The organism is Methylocella tundrae, from assembly GCF_901905185.1.
Classification (GTDB): domain Bacteria; phylum Pseudomonadota; class Alphaproteobacteria; order Rhizobiales; family Beijerinckiaceae; genus Methylocapsa; species Methylocapsa tundrae.
On the sequence record NZ_CABFMQ020000073.1, the window covers coordinates 1 to 13239 of the forward strand.

Annotated in this window: 25 protein-coding genes and 1 tRNA gene; 19 read left to right on the forward strand and 7 right to left on the reverse strand. The window is 61.6% G+C overall.

All coding sequences use genetic code 11. The features are described from left to right. Positions 1-122: 122 nt before the first annotated feature. Genes MPC4_RS21465 through MPC4_RS06480 form a run of 3 tightly spaced genes read right to left on the reverse strand, consistent with a single transcriptional unit; the run spans position 123 to position 729 of the window. Positions 123-257, reverse strand: a complete 135-nt coding sequence (locus MPC4_RS21465; protein WP_280514749.1) for a hypothetical protein — start codon at positions 255-257, stop codon at positions 123-125. Then, positions 254-457 (reverse strand): hypothetical protein, encoded by a 204-nt coding sequence (locus tag MPC4_RS06475; RefSeq protein WP_174511801.1) that lies wholly within the window; start codon positions 455-457, stop codon positions 254-256. Before MPC4_RS06475 ends, MPC4_RS21465 begins: the two co-directional genes overlap by 4 nt. Continuing rightward, on the reverse strand, positions 454-729 hold the full coding sequence (locus tag MPC4_RS06480) for a helix-turn-helix domain-containing protein (protein ID WP_174511802.1): 276 nt from the start codon (positions 727-729) through the stop codon (positions 454-456). The genes MPC4_RS06475 and MPC4_RS06480 overlap by 4 nt, the downstream gene beginning before the upstream one ends. Before the next feature lie 94 nt (positions 730-823). Between MPC4_RS06480 and MPC4_RS06485 the strand changes: the two genes are divergently transcribed. The 18 genes from MPC4_RS06485 to MPC4_RS06570 all read left to right on the forward strand — a co-directional run bounded on the left by MPC4_RS06485 (position 824) and on the right by MPC4_RS06570 (position 9055). Then, complete coding sequence (locus MPC4_RS06485) at positions 824-1531, forward strand: helix-turn-helix domain-containing protein (RefSeq protein ID WP_174511803.1); 708 nt, start codon at positions 824-826, stop codon at positions 1529-1531. Between the two features lie 51 nt (positions 1532-1582). Continuing rightward, positions 1583-1903: a hypothetical protein gene (locus tag MPC4_RS06490; protein ID WP_174511804.1), complete on the forward strand. Its 321-nt coding sequence runs from the start codon at positions 1583-1585 to the stop codon at positions 1901-1903. A gap of 104 nt (positions 1904-2007) precedes the next feature. Continuing rightward, a complete protein-coding gene (locus MPC4_RS06495) occupies positions 2008-2253 on the forward strand; it encodes a hypothetical protein (RefSeq protein ID WP_174511805.1) in 246 nt (81 codons plus the stop codon). Beyond that, positions 2253-2465 carry a hypothetical protein gene (locus MPC4_RS06500; RefSeq protein WP_174511806.1) on the forward strand — a complete coding sequence of 71 codons (213 nt, stop codon included), beginning with the start codon at positions 2253-2255 and terminating at the stop codon, positions 2463-2465. Before MPC4_RS06495 ends, MPC4_RS06500 begins: the two co-directional genes overlap by 1 nt. Continuing rightward, positions 2465-2689 carry a hypothetical protein gene (locus tag MPC4_RS06505; RefSeq protein ID WP_174511807.1) on the forward strand — a complete coding sequence of 75 codons (225 nt, stop codon included), beginning with the start codon at positions 2465-2467 and terminating at the stop codon, positions 2687-2689. Before MPC4_RS06500 ends, MPC4_RS06505 begins: the two co-directional genes overlap by 1 nt. Then, positions 2686-2937: a hypothetical protein gene (locus MPC4_RS06510; protein WP_174511808.1), complete on the forward strand. Its 252-nt coding sequence runs from the start codon at positions 2686-2688 to the stop codon at positions 2935-2937. Before MPC4_RS06505 ends, MPC4_RS06510 begins: the two co-directional genes overlap by 4 nt. Further along, positions 2927-3331 (forward strand): hypothetical protein, encoded by a 405-nt coding sequence (locus MPC4_RS06515; RefSeq protein WP_174511809.1) that lies wholly within the window; start codon positions 2927-2929, stop codon positions 3329-3331. Before MPC4_RS06510 ends, MPC4_RS06515 begins: the two co-directional genes overlap by 11 nt. After that, positions 3328-3936 carry a hypothetical protein gene (locus tag MPC4_RS06520; RefSeq protein WP_174511810.1) on the forward strand — a complete coding sequence of 203 codons (609 nt, stop codon included), beginning with the start codon at positions 3328-3330 and terminating at the stop codon, positions 3934-3936. Before MPC4_RS06515 ends, MPC4_RS06520 begins: the two co-directional genes overlap by 4 nt. 4 nt (positions 3937-3940) lie before the next feature. Continuing rightward, the gene (locus MPC4_RS06525) at positions 3941-4282 is read left to right on the forward strand and encodes a hypothetical protein (protein WP_134487498.1); all 342 of its coding nucleotides are present in this window, start codon (positions 3941-3943) and stop codon (positions 4280-4282) included. A 21-nt stretch (positions 4283-4303) separates the two neighbouring features. Then, positions 4304-5299 (forward strand): DUF2303 family protein, encoded by a 996-nt coding sequence (locus MPC4_RS06530; protein ID WP_174511811.1) that lies wholly within the window; start codon positions 4304-4306, stop codon positions 5297-5299. Between the two features lie 38 nt (positions 5300-5337). Beyond that, positions 5338-5784 carry a hypothetical protein gene (locus MPC4_RS06535; protein ID WP_174511812.1) on the forward strand — a complete coding sequence of 149 codons (447 nt, stop codon included), beginning with the start codon at positions 5338-5340 and terminating at the stop codon, positions 5782-5784. Next, the gene (gene ssb / locus MPC4_RS06540; protein ID WP_174511813.1) at positions 5781-6239 is read left to right on the forward strand and encodes a single-stranded DNA-binding protein; all 459 of its coding nucleotides are present in this window, start codon (positions 5781-5783) and stop codon (positions 6237-6239) included. The genes MPC4_RS06535 and ssb overlap by 4 nt, the downstream gene beginning before the upstream one ends. Positions 6240-6250: 11 nt before the next feature. After that, on the forward strand, positions 6251-6742 hold the full coding sequence (locus MPC4_RS06545) for a hypothetical protein (protein WP_174511814.1): 492 nt from the start codon (positions 6251-6253) through the stop codon (positions 6740-6742). Between the two features lie 17 nt (positions 6743-6759). Beyond that, the gene (locus tag MPC4_RS06550) at positions 6760-6897 is read left to right on the forward strand and encodes a hypothetical protein (RefSeq protein WP_174511815.1); all 138 of its coding nucleotides are present in this window, start codon (positions 6760-6762) and stop codon (positions 6895-6897) included. Further along, positions 6894-7106: a hypothetical protein gene (locus tag MPC4_RS06555; RefSeq protein ID WP_174511816.1), complete on the forward strand. Its 213-nt coding sequence runs from the start codon at positions 6894-6896 to the stop codon at positions 7104-7106. Before MPC4_RS06550 ends, MPC4_RS06555 begins: the two co-directional genes overlap by 4 nt. Next, entirely contained in the window at positions 7103-7702 is a 600-nt protein-coding gene (locus tag MPC4_RS06560; protein ID WP_244628887.1) for a phospholipase D-like domain-containing protein, read from the forward strand. Before MPC4_RS06555 ends, MPC4_RS06560 begins: the two co-directional genes overlap by 4 nt. Beyond that, complete coding sequence (locus MPC4_RS06565) at positions 7695-8021, forward strand: helix-turn-helix transcriptional regulator (RefSeq protein ID WP_166795862.1); 327 nt, start codon at positions 7695-7697, stop codon at positions 8019-8021. Before MPC4_RS06560 ends, MPC4_RS06565 begins: the two co-directional genes overlap by 8 nt. 71 nt (positions 8022-8092) lie before the next feature. Next, a complete protein-coding gene (locus tag MPC4_RS06570) occupies positions 8093-9055 on the forward strand; it encodes a tyrosine-type recombinase/integrase (protein WP_244628888.1) in 963 nt (320 codons plus the stop codon). A 128-nt stretch (positions 9056-9183) separates the two neighbouring features. On the opposite strand, the gene MPC4_RS06575 is transcribed toward MPC4_RS06570, so the two are convergent. The 4 genes from MPC4_RS06575 to MPC4_RS06590 form a co-directional block, all read right to left on the reverse strand. Further along, positions 9184-9261: transfer RNA gene (locus MPC4_RS06575), tRNA-Pro, on the reverse strand. Positions 9262-9393: 132 nt separating this feature from the next. Then, entirely contained in the window at positions 9394-10128 is a 735-nt protein-coding gene (locus MPC4_RS06580) for a P-loop NTPase family protein (RefSeq protein WP_174511818.1), read from the reverse strand. A gap of 1 nt (position 10129) precedes the next feature. Next, positions 10130-11278 (reverse strand): AI-2E family transporter, encoded by a 1149-nt coding sequence (locus MPC4_RS06585; RefSeq protein WP_174511881.1) that lies wholly within the window; start codon positions 11276-11278, stop codon positions 10130-10132. A 123-nt stretch (positions 11279-11401) separates the two neighbouring features. After that, the gene (locus tag MPC4_RS06590; protein ID WP_174511819.1) at positions 11402-11950 is read right to left on the reverse strand and encodes a CDP-alcohol phosphatidyltransferase family protein; all 549 of its coding nucleotides are present in this window, start codon (positions 11948-11950) and stop codon (positions 11402-11404) included. Between the two features lie 227 nt (positions 11951-12177). Here MPC4_RS06590 and purM point away from each other — a divergent pair, with 227 nt between their 5' ends. Next, entirely contained in the window at positions 12178-13239 is a 1062-nt protein-coding gene (purM, locus tag MPC4_RS06595; protein WP_174511820.1) for a phosphoribosylformylglycinamidine cyclo-ligase, read from the forward strand.

Below are 13239 nucleotides of genomic sequence, written 5' to 3' on the forward strand. Positions count from 1 at the left end.
CGGTTGCAATCAATGTGGGTCCAGTTGCAATGATTGTGGTCCCGAGCGCCGAGGCTAGTTGCAATGATTGTGGGCCGGAACTTGCGATGATTGCGATCCCGGCCGCGGATGATTGCGGTCCATTACAGGTAGTCGGGAAAATAGAGACGCAGGAAAGCGATATCGATTTCATCGAGGACGATAGCCTCGCCTAATGTGGGCGGCAGGCCGGGGCCATCCCATTCGCCAAAGAGTGATGCTGCGGCGGCGGTGCTCATGACTCGCCGCCTTCCGCCGCGCGCTGCTGCGCCCGGACGCGCTCGATCGCGGCGGCGATCTCATCGGCTTCATCGCCGGTCAGGGAAAGGCTCAGCGGCCCGATCTCGATATGCACAAGACCGCCCTCGCCGATCACATGGCCGCCCTCGATCTCCTCGATGACCGGCGGCTCAGCTTCAGCCAGACGTTCGGACGTCATGAGACGCCTCCTGCTGTGGAAAAAGGGGGCGCCTCCGCCGGCGCGACGATTTCGGCAAACTGGAAAAAGTCGTCGGGGGTTAGTTCAATGCCCGCCGCGCGCGCCCTGTTCAGCAGCTCGCCTTGATGGGTCGATGGGATCAGGCCGTTCGTGCCACCGCGTTCTTTCGGATAAGTCCATTTGTAAACGCTCGCGAGCTTGATCCCGAGCATCGTCGCGACCGCTTTCGGTCCGCCGCATTTGTCGATGACGTATCGTGCTTGGCTGTCCATGCCTCAATGTTTTCTATTTTCGAAACTTCGTCAAGCTAAAAAGTTTCGTTTTTATCAGCTATTCATTTTTGAGATTTTCGAAAATAATTCAGGAATGACTGATCAATCGACTTACGCGGCCTATAAATCCGCCCTCATCGAATGGATGAGACTCAACCTCGACGAGCCCGGCAAGACGCAACGCGCTCTCGCTGATGAGATGGGCGTGTCAGATCCGGTCGTATCGAAGATCCTGAAGGGCGAGCGCGAAATCGCCGCCGCCGAGCTTCCCGCAATGGCCCGCTATTTCGGAAATGCGCCGCCGGCGGTTCCGGTGTCGAGACTTGTCGCCGACAACCAACCGCCTTCTCCGGCGAATGCGATTTCGGAGGCGCCGGATTTTCTGCGCTTTTTCCCGGCGGCGGAAAGCATGGAGATCCTCGCCGCGAAGCCGGGGCCCGACAGCAACATGCAGGTCTCAAGGGAGCCATTCGATCGGGTCCCCCGACCGTGGTTCCTGCGCAATTCCAGGGAGGGCTTCGGCCTCATCATTTCAAGCGACGTCATGTCGCCGATCTATGAGATCGGCGACACTGTCATCGTCAACCCCCTGCTCGCTCCCAGAACGGGAAGGACGGCGCTCTATACGACGAAGGCGGTCTCGCGCTCTTTCAAGGCTATCATTGCTCGCCATCTCGGTGAGACCGAGGAAAACTGGGAGTCGGATCGCATCAACCCGCAACAAGGCGCCCCAAAGCAAATTACGCTTTCTAAATCCATCTGGGCCAACGCCTATCCCATTGTTGCAAAATATTCTGGATAATTCTGGAAAGGCGGCAGCCCTTTGCGAAAGATCATTCTCCTCTGCGCGGCAATGGCGGCGACCGGCGCCCGCGCCGAAGACGCCGGCCTGGTCGAGACGGCGACCTTTTGGTATGTCCATGCAATCGGGCTGGCCGCGGAATGCCCCACATGGAAAGTCGATATATCTCGGGCAGCGCTGCTGCTCAAAACCTTCAAGATCAGCGACGATGATTACAGCGACGGCGGCAAATACCACGACCTGTTCATGAAGATCGCCGGCACGATCAAGCCGAAGATCCAGCGCGCCGGCGAGGCCGCTGCCTGCGTGGACGCCGAGAACTTCTACGGCCCAAACGGCAGTTTTGTAAAATGGTTGATGGACAGGAACTGAGCAGACCGCGAGACTGAAATAAAGTTTCGTTTTTCGCAAACTACATATTGACGAAGTTTCTATTTTAGAAAATAGTAGCTCCATCGAACCCGATGGAGCCGCCCATGTGCGCCCTTTCTCCCAATCTTTCCCGACGCGATCTCGCTGACGAGATCCTGATCAGCGCCATGCGCTTCGTGCTGAGCGCGCTGCCGGACGCCGATCTTGCCATTTATGACCGCCGCGCCGCGCGCTATCGCGCCGAGCTCGGCCTCGACGCATCCGCCATCGGCCGCTTCGACGCCGGCGCGCTCGAAGTCGAGCGCATCCGCCGCCGCGCCATCAGCGCTCGCGTCAGCGAGGCCGCGTGATGACGAGAAAATTGCTCTTCTCTTGGGGATTCGATGGAGTCGGTGGTCTCGCGCTCGCCATCGAGGCGGCGGAACGAGCCGTCGCCGGCGAAAAGTCCATCACGGGCAAGATAACCACGTGCGGCATCCTCAGCCTCTTCGAGCGCACGGATCTGCGCGGCGCAAAGACGTTTCAAATCATCATCGAAGATGACCGTGAGGAGGCCGCCTGATGCCTACCTTCTACGATCCGCCGCAAAGCCCCATCGGCGTGACGCTCGCGCCGCGGCGCTTCATCACGGACTTTGTCGTCATCGACGAGCTCATGAAGCTCGACATCCTCGAAATCTTCGCCAGCGCCGGCGTCGTCTACTTCGAGGATCTGCTGCGGCGCGGCTGGATGCGCTCGCAGCTCGACGCATTCAAAGCGCGCCAGCTCGCGAGGACCCGCTCATGAGCGCGGACGGCGTCTTCGAAATCTTGCGCGAGGCCTTCATGATCGCCTTTTGCGCGCTGCTCACTCTGGCGTTGCTCGCTGGCTTCGCGCTCGCCCTTCTCACTTTCGCATCCGGCCGGGCGTCTTCCTCCTGCCCGTCCGCGTACTCCCCGGCCCGCAACATTCTTCCCCATGCGGGCCGGGCTTTTGTGCGTTTCGATCCCGTTTCAAAAACGCCTTTTTTATCAGGAGAAACCCATGACGCTTGAGGATCTGCGCGCCAGCGCGCCGCCGGAGATTGTCGCCTATCTCGACAAGCGCGCCAACGACTTCAGGCAACACGAGAAGGAGGACGGCGCCGTCGGCGTCCAGGCGCGCGTGACGCCGCTTCTGATGGAGGCGTTCACGCTCTGCTACATGCATGAAAAGCGGCGCGCGATGGCGAAAGGATCGCCAGCGATTGAACTGGTCAAGGGCCTTGCCGGCTCAATGTCCGTTCTCCTCATCAACCTCGTCAGCAACAGCGTCGATAAAGAGGATGAGATCGTCGCCCTCGGCACGATTTGCGAGGTGATCTTCGACGCCGCGGCCAAGGGGCTGGCGGGTGAATTTGGCAGCCCCTTCGTACAGGAATCCGTCGATTACTCGGGCGGCCTCGCATGAGCGGGATCTGGATGCAAACCCTTCGCGGCCGTCCGATCGATATGGTCGACCCCGTGCCGGCCGAGGTCGATTTCCGCGAGATCGCCGACACGCTCTCGACCGTCAACCGCTATTGCGGCGCGGCGTTGAAGCCGGTCTCCGTCGCCCTGCACACCATCATCGCTTTCGAGGCCGCGCGCGAAGAGGTCAAGCCTCTCGTGCTGTTGCATGACGCGCATGAGGCGCGCATTGGCGACATCACCACGCCGACCAAACTGGCGCTGTGCGAGATCGCCGGCATGTATCCGGGCGGCCGCGCCTTGATGACACAGGCGCTTTTCGAGATCGCGCGGCGGCACGACCGCGCCATCCACACGGCGGCTGGCCTCCCTCTCCCGACATCCGCGCAGCATGACGAGATCAAGCGCGCCGATATCATCGCCCTACGCACGGAGCGCCGCGATTTTCTAAGCCCCTGCGCGAAGGCCTGGGCGCCCGACATCGAGGCCGCGACGCCCCTGCGCAAGGTCTACCGCCTGCGCGCGGCTTTCGACGTCGCCGATGAGCTTTACGCGCTGTTCCGCGCCTACCTGCCGGCGCTCGCAAACGCATCGATTGGAGCCTGAGCCAATGTCATCACCTGTCATCCGCCGCTTCGTCAGCATGCTTGAACTCCTCAATCGCGGCCGCTTCATCGAGAAATGCGATGAGCATCTTGAAAAAGCGATCGAGACGCTTGAGGCGCTGCCGGACCAAAAAGGAACGGTCACCATCAACCTCGCCGTGACGGTGCATTACGATAGCGGCCGTCTCGAAATCAAACCGTCGATCAAATCAAAATTGCCGGAAGAAAAGGCCTTCTCCGGCACGCCGTTCTGGACGCATGAAGGCGCGCTTTCCGTTCAGCACCCAAGCCAGATCGACATGTTCGCCGGGCCGCGCGTCACTGAGCGCGATCGCGACGCCGGCTAAACCCTCACTAAGGAGAATACCATGGTTGAGAAAAACGAGACTACGGCCACGCCGATCCAACACACCCAAGGCGAGGCGCTGTTGACGCCGGCTGCCGCGGCGGCGCTCCTCGTTTCCCGGCGGGATGTGCTGGATCGGCTGACCGAACTCGCCCGCGAGAGCCGCGAGGTCGAGCTCGTCGAATTGCTTGCGCCCGAAGGCAGTGTCGGCATCCCGTCAAAAGTCCCGGCGCTGATCAAATATGGCGAGAAGCCGGAAATCGTCGCGCTGGATAATTTCTTCAGCGCACACCGCACGGCGCCACAGCGGCGCGCCGGAACCGCCGAGGTCACCACGCTGGCCAGCTTCTGCGATCTCGTCAATCGCCACAAGGACGAGCACTCCGCGATCTTCGCGAAAACGAGCTGGCCCGATCCCAGCCTTACCGCGCTTATCGACTATCACCAAACCGACAAGACAGCGCGTTTTGGCTGCCACCGCATCCATTACGCCTTCCCGCTCACGGATGAATTCAAGACCTGGATGAGAGGCAACGGCCTGGCGATGGCGCAAGGCGACTTCGCGCTCTTCCTCGAGGAGCACGCCGCCGAGCTCTCCGCGCCGCTGGACGCCGAGCGCACAGAATATGAGCTGCTGTTCAAAGAGCGTTTCGCCGCGCCGATCGAGGTCATCAACCTCTCGCGCAATCTCGAAATCTATGTCGGCCAGAAGATCAAGCGCGCCGAGCGTCTTCAGACCGGCGAACGGACGGTTGTGTTCGAGACGCAGCACTCCGACGCCAAGGGCGAGCCTGTCGATATTCCCGGCATCTTCATGGTTTCGGTCCGCGCCTTCGTTGATGGCGATCCGGTCCGCATTCCGGCCCGGCTGCGCTACCGCAGCGGCGGCGGCGAGATCAAATGGTCCTATGCGCTCTATCGCCCGGAATATTGGCTGCGGTGCCAGGTGCAGGACGATCTTGCGACCGCCGCGGCGCTGACCGGACTCCCGACATTCGAAGGCGCGCCAGAGCAATAGAGCCTTCCGCCCGACTCTAAATCGAGGAGCCCAAAGCCATGCCGATTGCACATTTGCTGACGGCCGCAATAGCTGTCGTCGTGTTCGCCGCCTTCACCATCCCGGTCCTGTTGCGGCTCGCTATGTGGCCCGCGCCGTCGCAGGGGCCAGCGGCGCGGCGCAAGAGCGAGGCGCTCGCCATCTTCGAGTTTCTGTCTCCCGAACGGCAGCAGGAAATCCGGGAGGAATGGAAGCGCGCCAGATATGAGGCCGGCGAATGGCCGCAGGATGATCCAATCCGCCAGGCCCACACTCTGCACGGGCGCATCGTGCAGATCGACGCGCGGGTGTTGAGCGAGGAAATGTCAGAACCCCTCCGCTACCAGCTCGGCAAAGAGCGCGCGGAGCTCCTGAAGCGCCTGCGCGTGATCGAGGAAGAGCTCGAGGAAGCCATGCCGCCGGCTCCCCTTTCCGTCAGCGCGCATCGCTGTGAGGCGCGGCAATGACCGGCGTCAACAAAGCTGTCCTCATCGGCCATTTAGGCCGCAATCCGGACATCCGGCACAACAGGGCCGGCGATCAGATCGCCACATTCTCGCTCGCGACCAGCGAAAGCTGGCGCGACAAGGCGACGGGCGAGCGCAAGGATAGAACCGAATGGCACAATGTCGTCGTGTTCGATGAGAACATCTGCAAGGTGGTCGAGCAATATCTGAAGAAAGGCTCGCTCGTCTATCTCGAAGGCAAGATCCGCACGCGGGAATATGACGGCAAGGACGGGATCAAGCGCCGCGCGACGGAGATCGTGCTCGAACGCTTCCGTGGCGAGCTGCAGATGCTGACCAGCCAATCCAACAGGCCGCCGCCAGCCGAAGACGCGGACGCCTACGGAACCACGTCGACGCGGGCCGAGGCCAGCAAATCGATCGCCGAGGCGATCAATGATGACATTCCATTTTAGCCGAGACGGATATGCGCCTGACCGACAAAGCCCGCGTAGAGCTCGCCCTCCCCGCCCTTGTGATGTTCGACGTCATGACGGCGGGCGTCGATGATCCGGCGAGTCCCGAGGCGCGGGAGGCGATCGACCTTTTCGCGCAGGCCGCCGAGGAGCCGTTTGCCGATCTGCTGCCGCCAAAACGCCGCAGCCTCGAGCGCCGCGCCGAACGCCTCTTCGAGGATGTGATGCGCCAGCACCGGCAGGAAGGCGCACTGGTCGCCAAGGCCGGCCTCGTATGGTTCTACGCGCTGCAAAGGATCGTGGCGCAGGATTACCTCGTCCTGCACGAAGGGAGCGCCATGGCGCGTGGCATGGATCTAATCATGCCGGCCTTGCAGCCGGCGGCCAATGAGCCGGCGCTGAACCGCTCCGCCGAAAAGCAGGCGGTTCGCCTGCTCAAGCGCCTCAACTGGCTCGGCTATTATGAAGGCGTCAGTCTCGACGCCGCCGATCTCGCAGCCTGAAAGGAATGGCGATGAATATGGAAGCCCGCGCGCCCAACATCCTTTCAGGAGAAGAAAGCCGAGAGGCGATGCTTGCAGATGGCTTCGGCCCGATGAGCGCCGGCCGCCTCCTCGACGGCCGCGAGCACAATGATTTTCCGGAGGTGATACGATGACCGACGAAGACATCGCCGATACCATCGCGAAGTCCCTCGACCCGCTTTTGATTGGCAAGCAAAAGGCCGACATCTTGCGCGCCTTCGGCTTCATCATCTCTTCGATGAGCCTGGATTGTCCCTGCACCAATATCGACGAGAACCTCAGCGACGTCCGCGCCGCCGCAGAAGGGCATTTCGCCCTCAACGCAAAACAAGCGCTGCAATGACCCGCCGCGTCCGCCTGCGTCTAATAACGGGTCGGATCATTACCGACCTGCCTGTCGCCCTCGGCGCGCTGGTTATCGCCTTCTTCGGCGGCATCCTGATCGGCCGACACTTGCCGCCGGCGTCAGCCGCCGCTTCCGGCGCGGCGATGATCCACTATGCGCCGGCGGAAAACCTCGAGCATCTCGACGTCGCGCTGATCGACCAGGCGGGGACGAAAATCGACCTCGCTGGTTACGTCTTGACCGATGTCGCGGTGATCGAGGCGTTGACGCGAGCCGCCGATCGCGGCGTCGCAATTCGCATCTATCTCTACGAGGGGCAGTTGCTCGACCATGGCAGGCCCTATGAGGCGCTGCAGGAGCTGCGCGCTACCCCGGGCGTCGAGATCCGGGTAAAACCGGCGTCAACTCCGCTGATGCATCTCAAAAGCTACGCCATCGACGGCCGGCTGCTCCGCTCTGGCGCCGCAAATTTCTCCGCGTCGGGCCTCAAACGCCAGGATAATGACCTCATCATCCTCGAAAGCGCCGAGGCCGCGGCGGCGTTCAAGCGCAATTTTGAGGCGATATGGGCCAACGGAGGCGGCCATGGATGAATCCGCCAACGATGGCCAGCTGCTGCGGGCTAAGGATGTCGCGCGAATCCTCTGCATTTCGCCAAGGATGTTGCAAGAGCATGTCAAGGATGGCACGCTGCCCCGTATTTTAACGGGACGCGGCAAGATGCGTAAGCATTATGCTTTCGATCCGGCCGACATTGAAGCTTTCAAGCGCGAGCGCAAGGAATTCGGAGGGCGGTCGTGTCAGTCTACAAGCCGAAAAACTCGGCGGTCTACCAATTTGACTTCCAGTTCCGACGTGTTCGATTTTCAGGCTCTACGGGCCAAACTTCGCGAAGAGAAGCGGAAGCGGTAGAAAAAGACCAAAAAGAGAAGGCGAAGGCCGCGCTCAAGGCACAAGAGTCTGTCGCCGGCGGTCCGCTGACGATGGGCGTCGCAGCGCAGCGCTACTGGACTGAGGTCGGCCAACACCATTCCGGCGCCGAAACGACCCTCACCAATCTCAACCGGCTTTGCAATTACTTCGGCAACACGATGCGGCTGGACCAGATTTCGGACGACGATGTTGCAAAGCTCGTCGCTTGGCGGCGCGCTCAAACCGCGCGCGGCCGCAAGCTGGTTCGCGATCCCCAGAATCCTAAAAAGCGCATCGCGCCCCCGACGATCGCCGCGGCGACAGTTAATCGCTCGACCATTGAGCCCTTGCAGAAGCTGTTCAATCGGGCGGCGCGCGTCTGGCGCATCCCCCTCAAGAACGAGCCGGACTGGCGGAAGCACTTGCTCAAAGAGCCGTCCGAGCGTGTCCGCGAGGTGCGCGCGGCGGAGGAAGGCGCGGTTCGCGAAGCTGTCAGACGCGATTTTTTGCCGCTGGTCTGCTTTGCACGCGCGGCCGGCCTCAGGTTGTCGGAATGCCTTTTGAGAAAAGACAGCGTGGACCTGGCCGGCGGTCGAATCAGGACGATCGGCAAGGGCGGCAAGCTGATCGACCATCCCATTACGTTTGAGATGCGCGCGATTCTTATGTCGGAGATGGCCAATCCGACCGACTATGTCTTCACCTATGCGGCGGCGCGCGCCAAGCCGGGCAAGGAAGGCCACGCCAGGGGGGCGCGGAAACCGATCACGGCATCGGGCTTAAAGACGATGTGGCGGCGCGCAAAGAATCGGGGCGGCGGGCCGAGCATCCCCGCGGATCTGCGCTTTCACGATTTGAGGCATGATTTCGCCACCAAACTGCTGCGCGAGACCAAGAACCTCAAGCTCGTGCAAAAAGCGTTGCATCACTCGAAGATCGAGACGACGACGAAATATGCGCACGTCTTGGATGAGGAAGTCCTGGCAGGAATGGAGGCGGCGAGCAGGCGCCGGCTGGGAACGTCCGAAACATGAACAACTTCGGGACTTTCTTCGGGACTTTCTGCTCCAGCCTATGCGTTTGATGCCGTTATGTTCTATTGTCGACCGTTTTGTCACGACCTCGTATAGAACTGAAAGTAATTATAGATCAGGCAGATAGATGGTCGGAGTGGCGGGATTCGAACCCACGACCCCTAGTCCCCCAGACTAGTGCGCTAACCGGGCTGCGCTACACTCCGACTGCGGCCCTTATAGATAAAGGCTTCGCCGCGCGCAACGCTTGAAGCGACGGATAAATGAACTCACGAGCGCCCCCGGGCGCGCACCGCCTCCCCCCGCGGGGGGCGCAAGCCGACTGGAGACCCAAGACGTCATTCTTTTTCATCGATGGCGGTAAGATCGTCGGCGTCGGCCTTCAAAAGTGCGCGCAGCACATCTGCCGCCATCTGCCGCGTAATCCGGGATTTGCGAGCCAGCGCCTCCCGGTCCAGCGCTTCGATGAAGATGCGCGCGGCGTCGAGTGAGCGCTCGAGATGCAGGGCCGCATAATCGACGACGCGGATGTCGACGACGAGCTGCCGGTCGATGAGAAGCTTGACGAGAACAGCGCGCATCAGGGCGTCGTCCGGCGCGCCGATTTCGACGCAGGGCGCAAGACGCAGGCGCGACAGAAGATCCGCGATGCCGAGACCCCAGGCGTCGGGCGGACGCTCCGCGGTCAGAACCAGAGCGGCGCCGCTCTCGCGTATGAGATTAATGAGATGAAAAAGCTGCGTCTGCGCGGAGCCGAGAGCCTCAAGATCCTCCAGAAGCAGAGGCCCAGAACTGGCGAGCGCCTCGATCTCGGCGTTCCCCAATGATGCGGCGGGAAGGATTCTAGCGCCGGCATTCGCCGCCCAGATCGCGCCAAGGTGGCTTTTGCCCGAGCCTCGCGGCCCCTTGATGATAAGCACATGGTCAGGCCAGGCAGGCCAGCGCTCGACCATCGCATAGGCGCTCTCGTTTGAGCCCGAGACAAAAAAATCTTCAGGTCCGAAGCCGGGCGCGAGCGGAAGCTCCAGCGTCAGTTGCCGGGAGCGAAGCGGGACTTTTTCTTCGGCGGTCATGTCAGCCACGCTTTTCGACCGGCACGGACGAGGCCTCGATCATAATCTTCGCAGGCGCTGCATCGATTCCCTTGTAGAGCTTGCTCTCGCGGTAGCGCCTGACCGCGAAGCGCAGGATCACGCCCGCGGCGGCGGCGAGGGGCACCGCGGTGATGAGCCCCGTGAAGCCGAACAGGCTGCCAAACCCCAGCAAGGCGAAAATCAGCCAGACCGGATGCAGGCCGACAGATTCGCCGACGAGCTTTGGCGAGAGAACATTGCCTTCCAGGAATTGACCGGAGAGAACGACCGCGAGCGCCATGGCCAGCAATTTCCACTCCGGCCAGCCCTGGACGAGCGCCACCACCGAGGAAAGCACCAATGCAGTCAGCGAACCTACATAGGGGATGAAGCTTAAAAGCCCCGCCGATATGCCGATGAGAAGCCCGAAATTGAGGCCGACAAGGGACAGTCCGACTCCGTACCAGAGGCCAAGAAACAGACAGACAAGGGATTGGCCGCGCAGAAAGCCGGCCATGGCGGCGTCGATCTCGCGCGCCAATTCGCGTACGGTCTGGCGATGGCGCAAGGGCACGAGGCTATCGACCGTTGCGATCATCTTGTCCCAGTCGAGCAGCATGTAGAAAGTGACAACCGGCGTCAGCACCAGGAGCGACAAGAGGCCGATCAGTGCGGCGCCGCTGCTCCATATCGACTTGACGAATGTCCCGGCCCATTGCGCCGCCTGATTGACGAGATCGCTTGTCGAATTGCGCAGGTCTGTCGACGCCTGTTTGCCGAAGCCGAGCTTTTCAAGCATGGTGGCGCCGTGATCCTGGGCGAGGCGCACGCTGAGATCGGTAATCAAGTCCTCGAGCTTGACGACATAGGAAGGCAGCGCCTGCAAAAAGCTCGCGAGCTGGCGCCAGAACGCCGGCATGACGAGAACGAGGAAAAGGCCGAGAACGAGGACGAACCCGGCCATAATGAGCAGCGTTGCGCCAAGGCGGCTGAAACCGAGCCGTTCAAGACGGTCCGCCACGGGATTGAGCAGATAGCTCAGCGCCATCGCCGCGGCGAAAGGCAGCAGCACGCCGCTGAACAGCCAAAGCAGCAGGACGAGCAATACCAGCGCGCCGATCCAGAAGCCGATCTGCCATTCAAGCCGCATCATTCGTGTTCCGTTTACCTTCGCATGCGAGCCGCCGCGCGATGAGGCGCGGCGGCTCGCCCGGCCGCTAGCAAAAGAATAGCAGACGCCGGCCCGTAGCGCGCTTCTACCATGAGGCCGACGTCAAGCGCTCATATGCCGGATCCATTGGCTAAGATAAGCGCCGAGCGAGGCGAGCGCGAGGCCGGCGACGGCATAGAGCGACACATCGAACCAGGCGCCTTTGTGTACGCCGAAGGCCTCGACGCTAAGAACCAGAGCGGCAAACAGGATTTGAATCAGAGTGTTGAGTTTCGAGATCAAAAGCGGCCTGACTTCGAGTCGTTTATCGAGAAGCCGCGACACGATAAAAGCGCCAATAATCATCACGTCCCGCGCGACGACGAGGATAGCGATGGTCGCGGGAATGACGTCTGTGATCGCGAGGGCGACATAGATCGAGACGATCAGCGCCTTGTCGGCGAGCGGATCGAGATAGGCGCCAAGCTGCGTGCGAAGATCGAAGGTTTTCGCGATCCAGCCGTCGAGCGCGTCGGAGGCGCCGGCAATAATGAAGCAGATGAAGGCTTCTTTCCAGCGATGCGCCGCGATGAGCGAAATGATGGCCGGGACCAGAATGAGGCGGCCCAGCGAAATCAAATTGGGAAGGCTGCCAATTTTGAAAAACTTCATTCGTTTTGTCAGTTCAAGGCGTCTAAAACGTTGAAAGCTCCGTCAAACTAGCATGGCCGCGGATAAATCCCAGCCTGATGCGCAACTTCAACGGATGGCGCAGCGCTTTTCCATGGCCGAATGCCGATGGCTCGGCCGCGCAATCAAGGCCCTTTGCGAAGGCGCGGCGCGACCTTGCTTTGCAGCGCGGGAAACGCTAGCCCTGAACGATCGACGCGGGACGCCAGATGACCAAGAAAATCAACCTCACCTATGCAGACGCGGGCGTTGACATCGACGCCGGCAACGCCATGGTCGAGACCATCAAACCCCTCGTGCGGGCGACGCGACGCCCCGGCGCCGACGCCGAAATCGGCGGCTTCGGCGGCCTCTTCGACCTCAAGGCGGCAGGCTTCAATGATCCGATCCTCGTCGCCGCCAACGACGGCGTCGGCACCAAGGTCAGAATCGCGATCGAGACAGGCATTCACGATACGATCGGCGTCGATCTCGTCGCCATGTGCGTCAACGATCTCATCGTTCAGGGCGCCGAGCCGCTCTTCTTCCTTGACTACTACGCCAGCGGCAAGCTCGACGGCGGCGTCGCGGCCGCCGTCGTCAAAGGCATAGCGCGGGGCTGCGTCGAGGCTGGCGCCGCGCTGATCGGCGGCGAGACCGCCGAAATGCCGGGCCTTTACGCCGGCGCAGACTATGATCTCGCCGGTTTTTCGGTCGGCGCGGTCGAACGCGGAAAACTCCTGCCAAGAGGCGACGTCAAGGCTGGCGACCTGCTCATCGGCTTGCGCTCATCCGGCGCGCATTCGAACGGCTTTTCGCTGATCCGCAAGATCATCGCAGCGAGCGGCCTTAGCTTTTCCGCGCCCGCTCCCTTTGCGCCGGAGAAAAGTCTCGGCGAAGCGCTGCTGACGCCGACCCGCATCTATGTCAAGACGATCTTGCCTGTTCTCGCGGCTCATAGCGGCGTCAAGGCATTGGCCCATATCACCGGCGGGGGCTTTCCCGACAATATTCCACGCGTTTTACCCCCCGGCGTTTGCGCGGAAATTGATCTCGCAGCGATCCCGGTCTTACCCGTTTTTGCCTGGCTTTCGAGCGCTGGGGGCGTCAGCGAGGCGGAATTGCTGCGCACCTTCAACTGCGGCGTCGGCATGGTTCTCGTCGCCGCCGCTGCGGAGGCCGAAGCCATCGTCGCCGCGTTGCGCGCGGCCGGCGACGAGCCGATCGCTCTTGGCCGCATCATCGAGGCCTCCGGCGAACGCGTCGCCTTCACCGGTCGGCTTGCGCTTTGA

Coding starts and splice junctions, on each gene's coding strand:
- MPC4_RS06545 (WP_174511814.1), top strand. CDS start 6,251: ATGCGCCTGACCGACAAAGCCCGCGTAGAGCTCGCCCTCCCCGCCCTT.
- MPC4_RS06480 (WP_174511802.1), bottom strand. CDS start 729: ATGGACAGCCAAGCACGATACGTCATCGACAAATGCGGCGGACCGAAA.
- MPC4_RS06515 (WP_174511809.1), top strand. CDS start 2,927: ATGACGCTTGAGGATCTGCGCGCCAGCGCGCCGCCGGAGATTGTCGCC.
- MPC4_RS06475 (WP_174511801.1), bottom strand. CDS start 457: ATGACGTCCGAACGTCTGGCTGAAGCTGAGCCGCCGGTCATCGAGGAG.
- MPC4_RS06530 (WP_174511811.1), top strand. CDS start 4,304: ATGGTTGAGAAAAACGAGACTACGGCCACGCCGATCCAACACACCCAA.
- MPC4_RS06520 (WP_174511810.1), top strand. CDS start 3,328: ATGAGCGGGATCTGGATGCAAACCCTTCGCGGCCGTCCGATCGATATG.
- MPC4_RS06525 (WP_134487498.1), top strand. CDS start 3,941: ATGTCATCACCTGTCATCCGCCGCTTCGTCAGCATGCTTGAACTCCTC.
- MPC4_RS06570 (WP_244628888.1), top strand. CDS start 8,093: ATGGGCGTCGCAGCGCAGCGCTACTGGACTGAGGTCGGCCAACACCAT.
- MPC4_RS06510 (WP_174511808.1), top strand. CDS start 2,686: ATGAGCGCGGACGGCGTCTTCGAAATCTTGCGCGAGGCCTTCATGATC.
- MPC4_RS06500 (WP_174511806.1), top strand. CDS start 2,253: ATGACGAGAAAATTGCTCTTCTCTTGGGGATTCGATGGAGTCGGTGGT.
- purM (WP_174511820.1), top strand. CDS start 12,178: ATGACCAAGAAAATCAACCTCACCTATGCAGACGCGGGCGTTGACATC.
- MPC4_RS06580 (WP_174511818.1), bottom strand. CDS start 10,128: ATGACCGCCGAAGAAAAAGTCCCGCTTCGCTCCCGGCAACTGACGCTG.
- MPC4_RS06485 (WP_174511803.1), top strand. CDS start 824: ATGACTGATCAATCGACTTACGCGGCCTATAAATCCGCCCTCATCGAA.
- MPC4_RS06535 (WP_174511812.1), top strand. CDS start 5,338: ATGCCGATTGCACATTTGCTGACGGCCGCAATAGCTGTCGTCGTGTTC.
- MPC4_RS06550 (WP_174511815.1), top strand. CDS start 6,760: ATGGAAGCCCGCGCGCCCAACATCCTTTCAGGAGAAGAAAGCCGAGAG.
- MPC4_RS06555 (WP_174511816.1), top strand. CDS start 6,894: ATGACCGACGAAGACATCGCCGATACCATCGCGAAGTCCCTCGACCCG.
- MPC4_RS06585 (WP_174511881.1), bottom strand. CDS start 11,278: ATGCGGCTTGAATGGCAGATCGGCTTCTGGATCGGCGCGCTGGTATTG.
- MPC4_RS06565 (WP_166795862.1), top strand. CDS start 7,695: ATGGATGAATCCGCCAACGATGGCCAGCTGCTGCGGGCTAAGGATGTC.
- MPC4_RS06505 (WP_174511807.1), top strand. CDS start 2,465: ATGCCTACCTTCTACGATCCGCCGCAAAGCCCCATCGGCGTGACGCTC.
- ssb (WP_174511813.1), top strand. CDS start 5,781: ATGACCGGCGTCAACAAAGCTGTCCTCATCGGCCATTTAGGCCGCAAT.
- MPC4_RS06590 (WP_174511819.1), bottom strand. CDS start 11,950: ATGAAGTTTTTCAAAATTGGCAGCCTTCCCAATTTGATTTCGCTGGGC.
- MPC4_RS21465 (WP_280514749.1), bottom strand. CDS start 257: ATGAGCACCGCCGCCGCAGCATCACTCTTTGGCGAATGGGATGGCCCC.
- MPC4_RS06490 (WP_174511804.1), top strand. CDS start 1,583: ATGGCGGCGACCGGCGCCCGCGCCGAAGACGCCGGCCTGGTCGAGACG.
- MPC4_RS06495 (WP_174511805.1), top strand. CDS start 2,008: ATGTGCGCCCTTTCTCCCAATCTTTCCCGACGCGATCTCGCTGACGAG.
- MPC4_RS06560 (WP_244628887.1), top strand. CDS start 7,103: ATGACCCGCCGCGTCCGCCTGCGTCTAATAACGGGTCGGATCATTACC.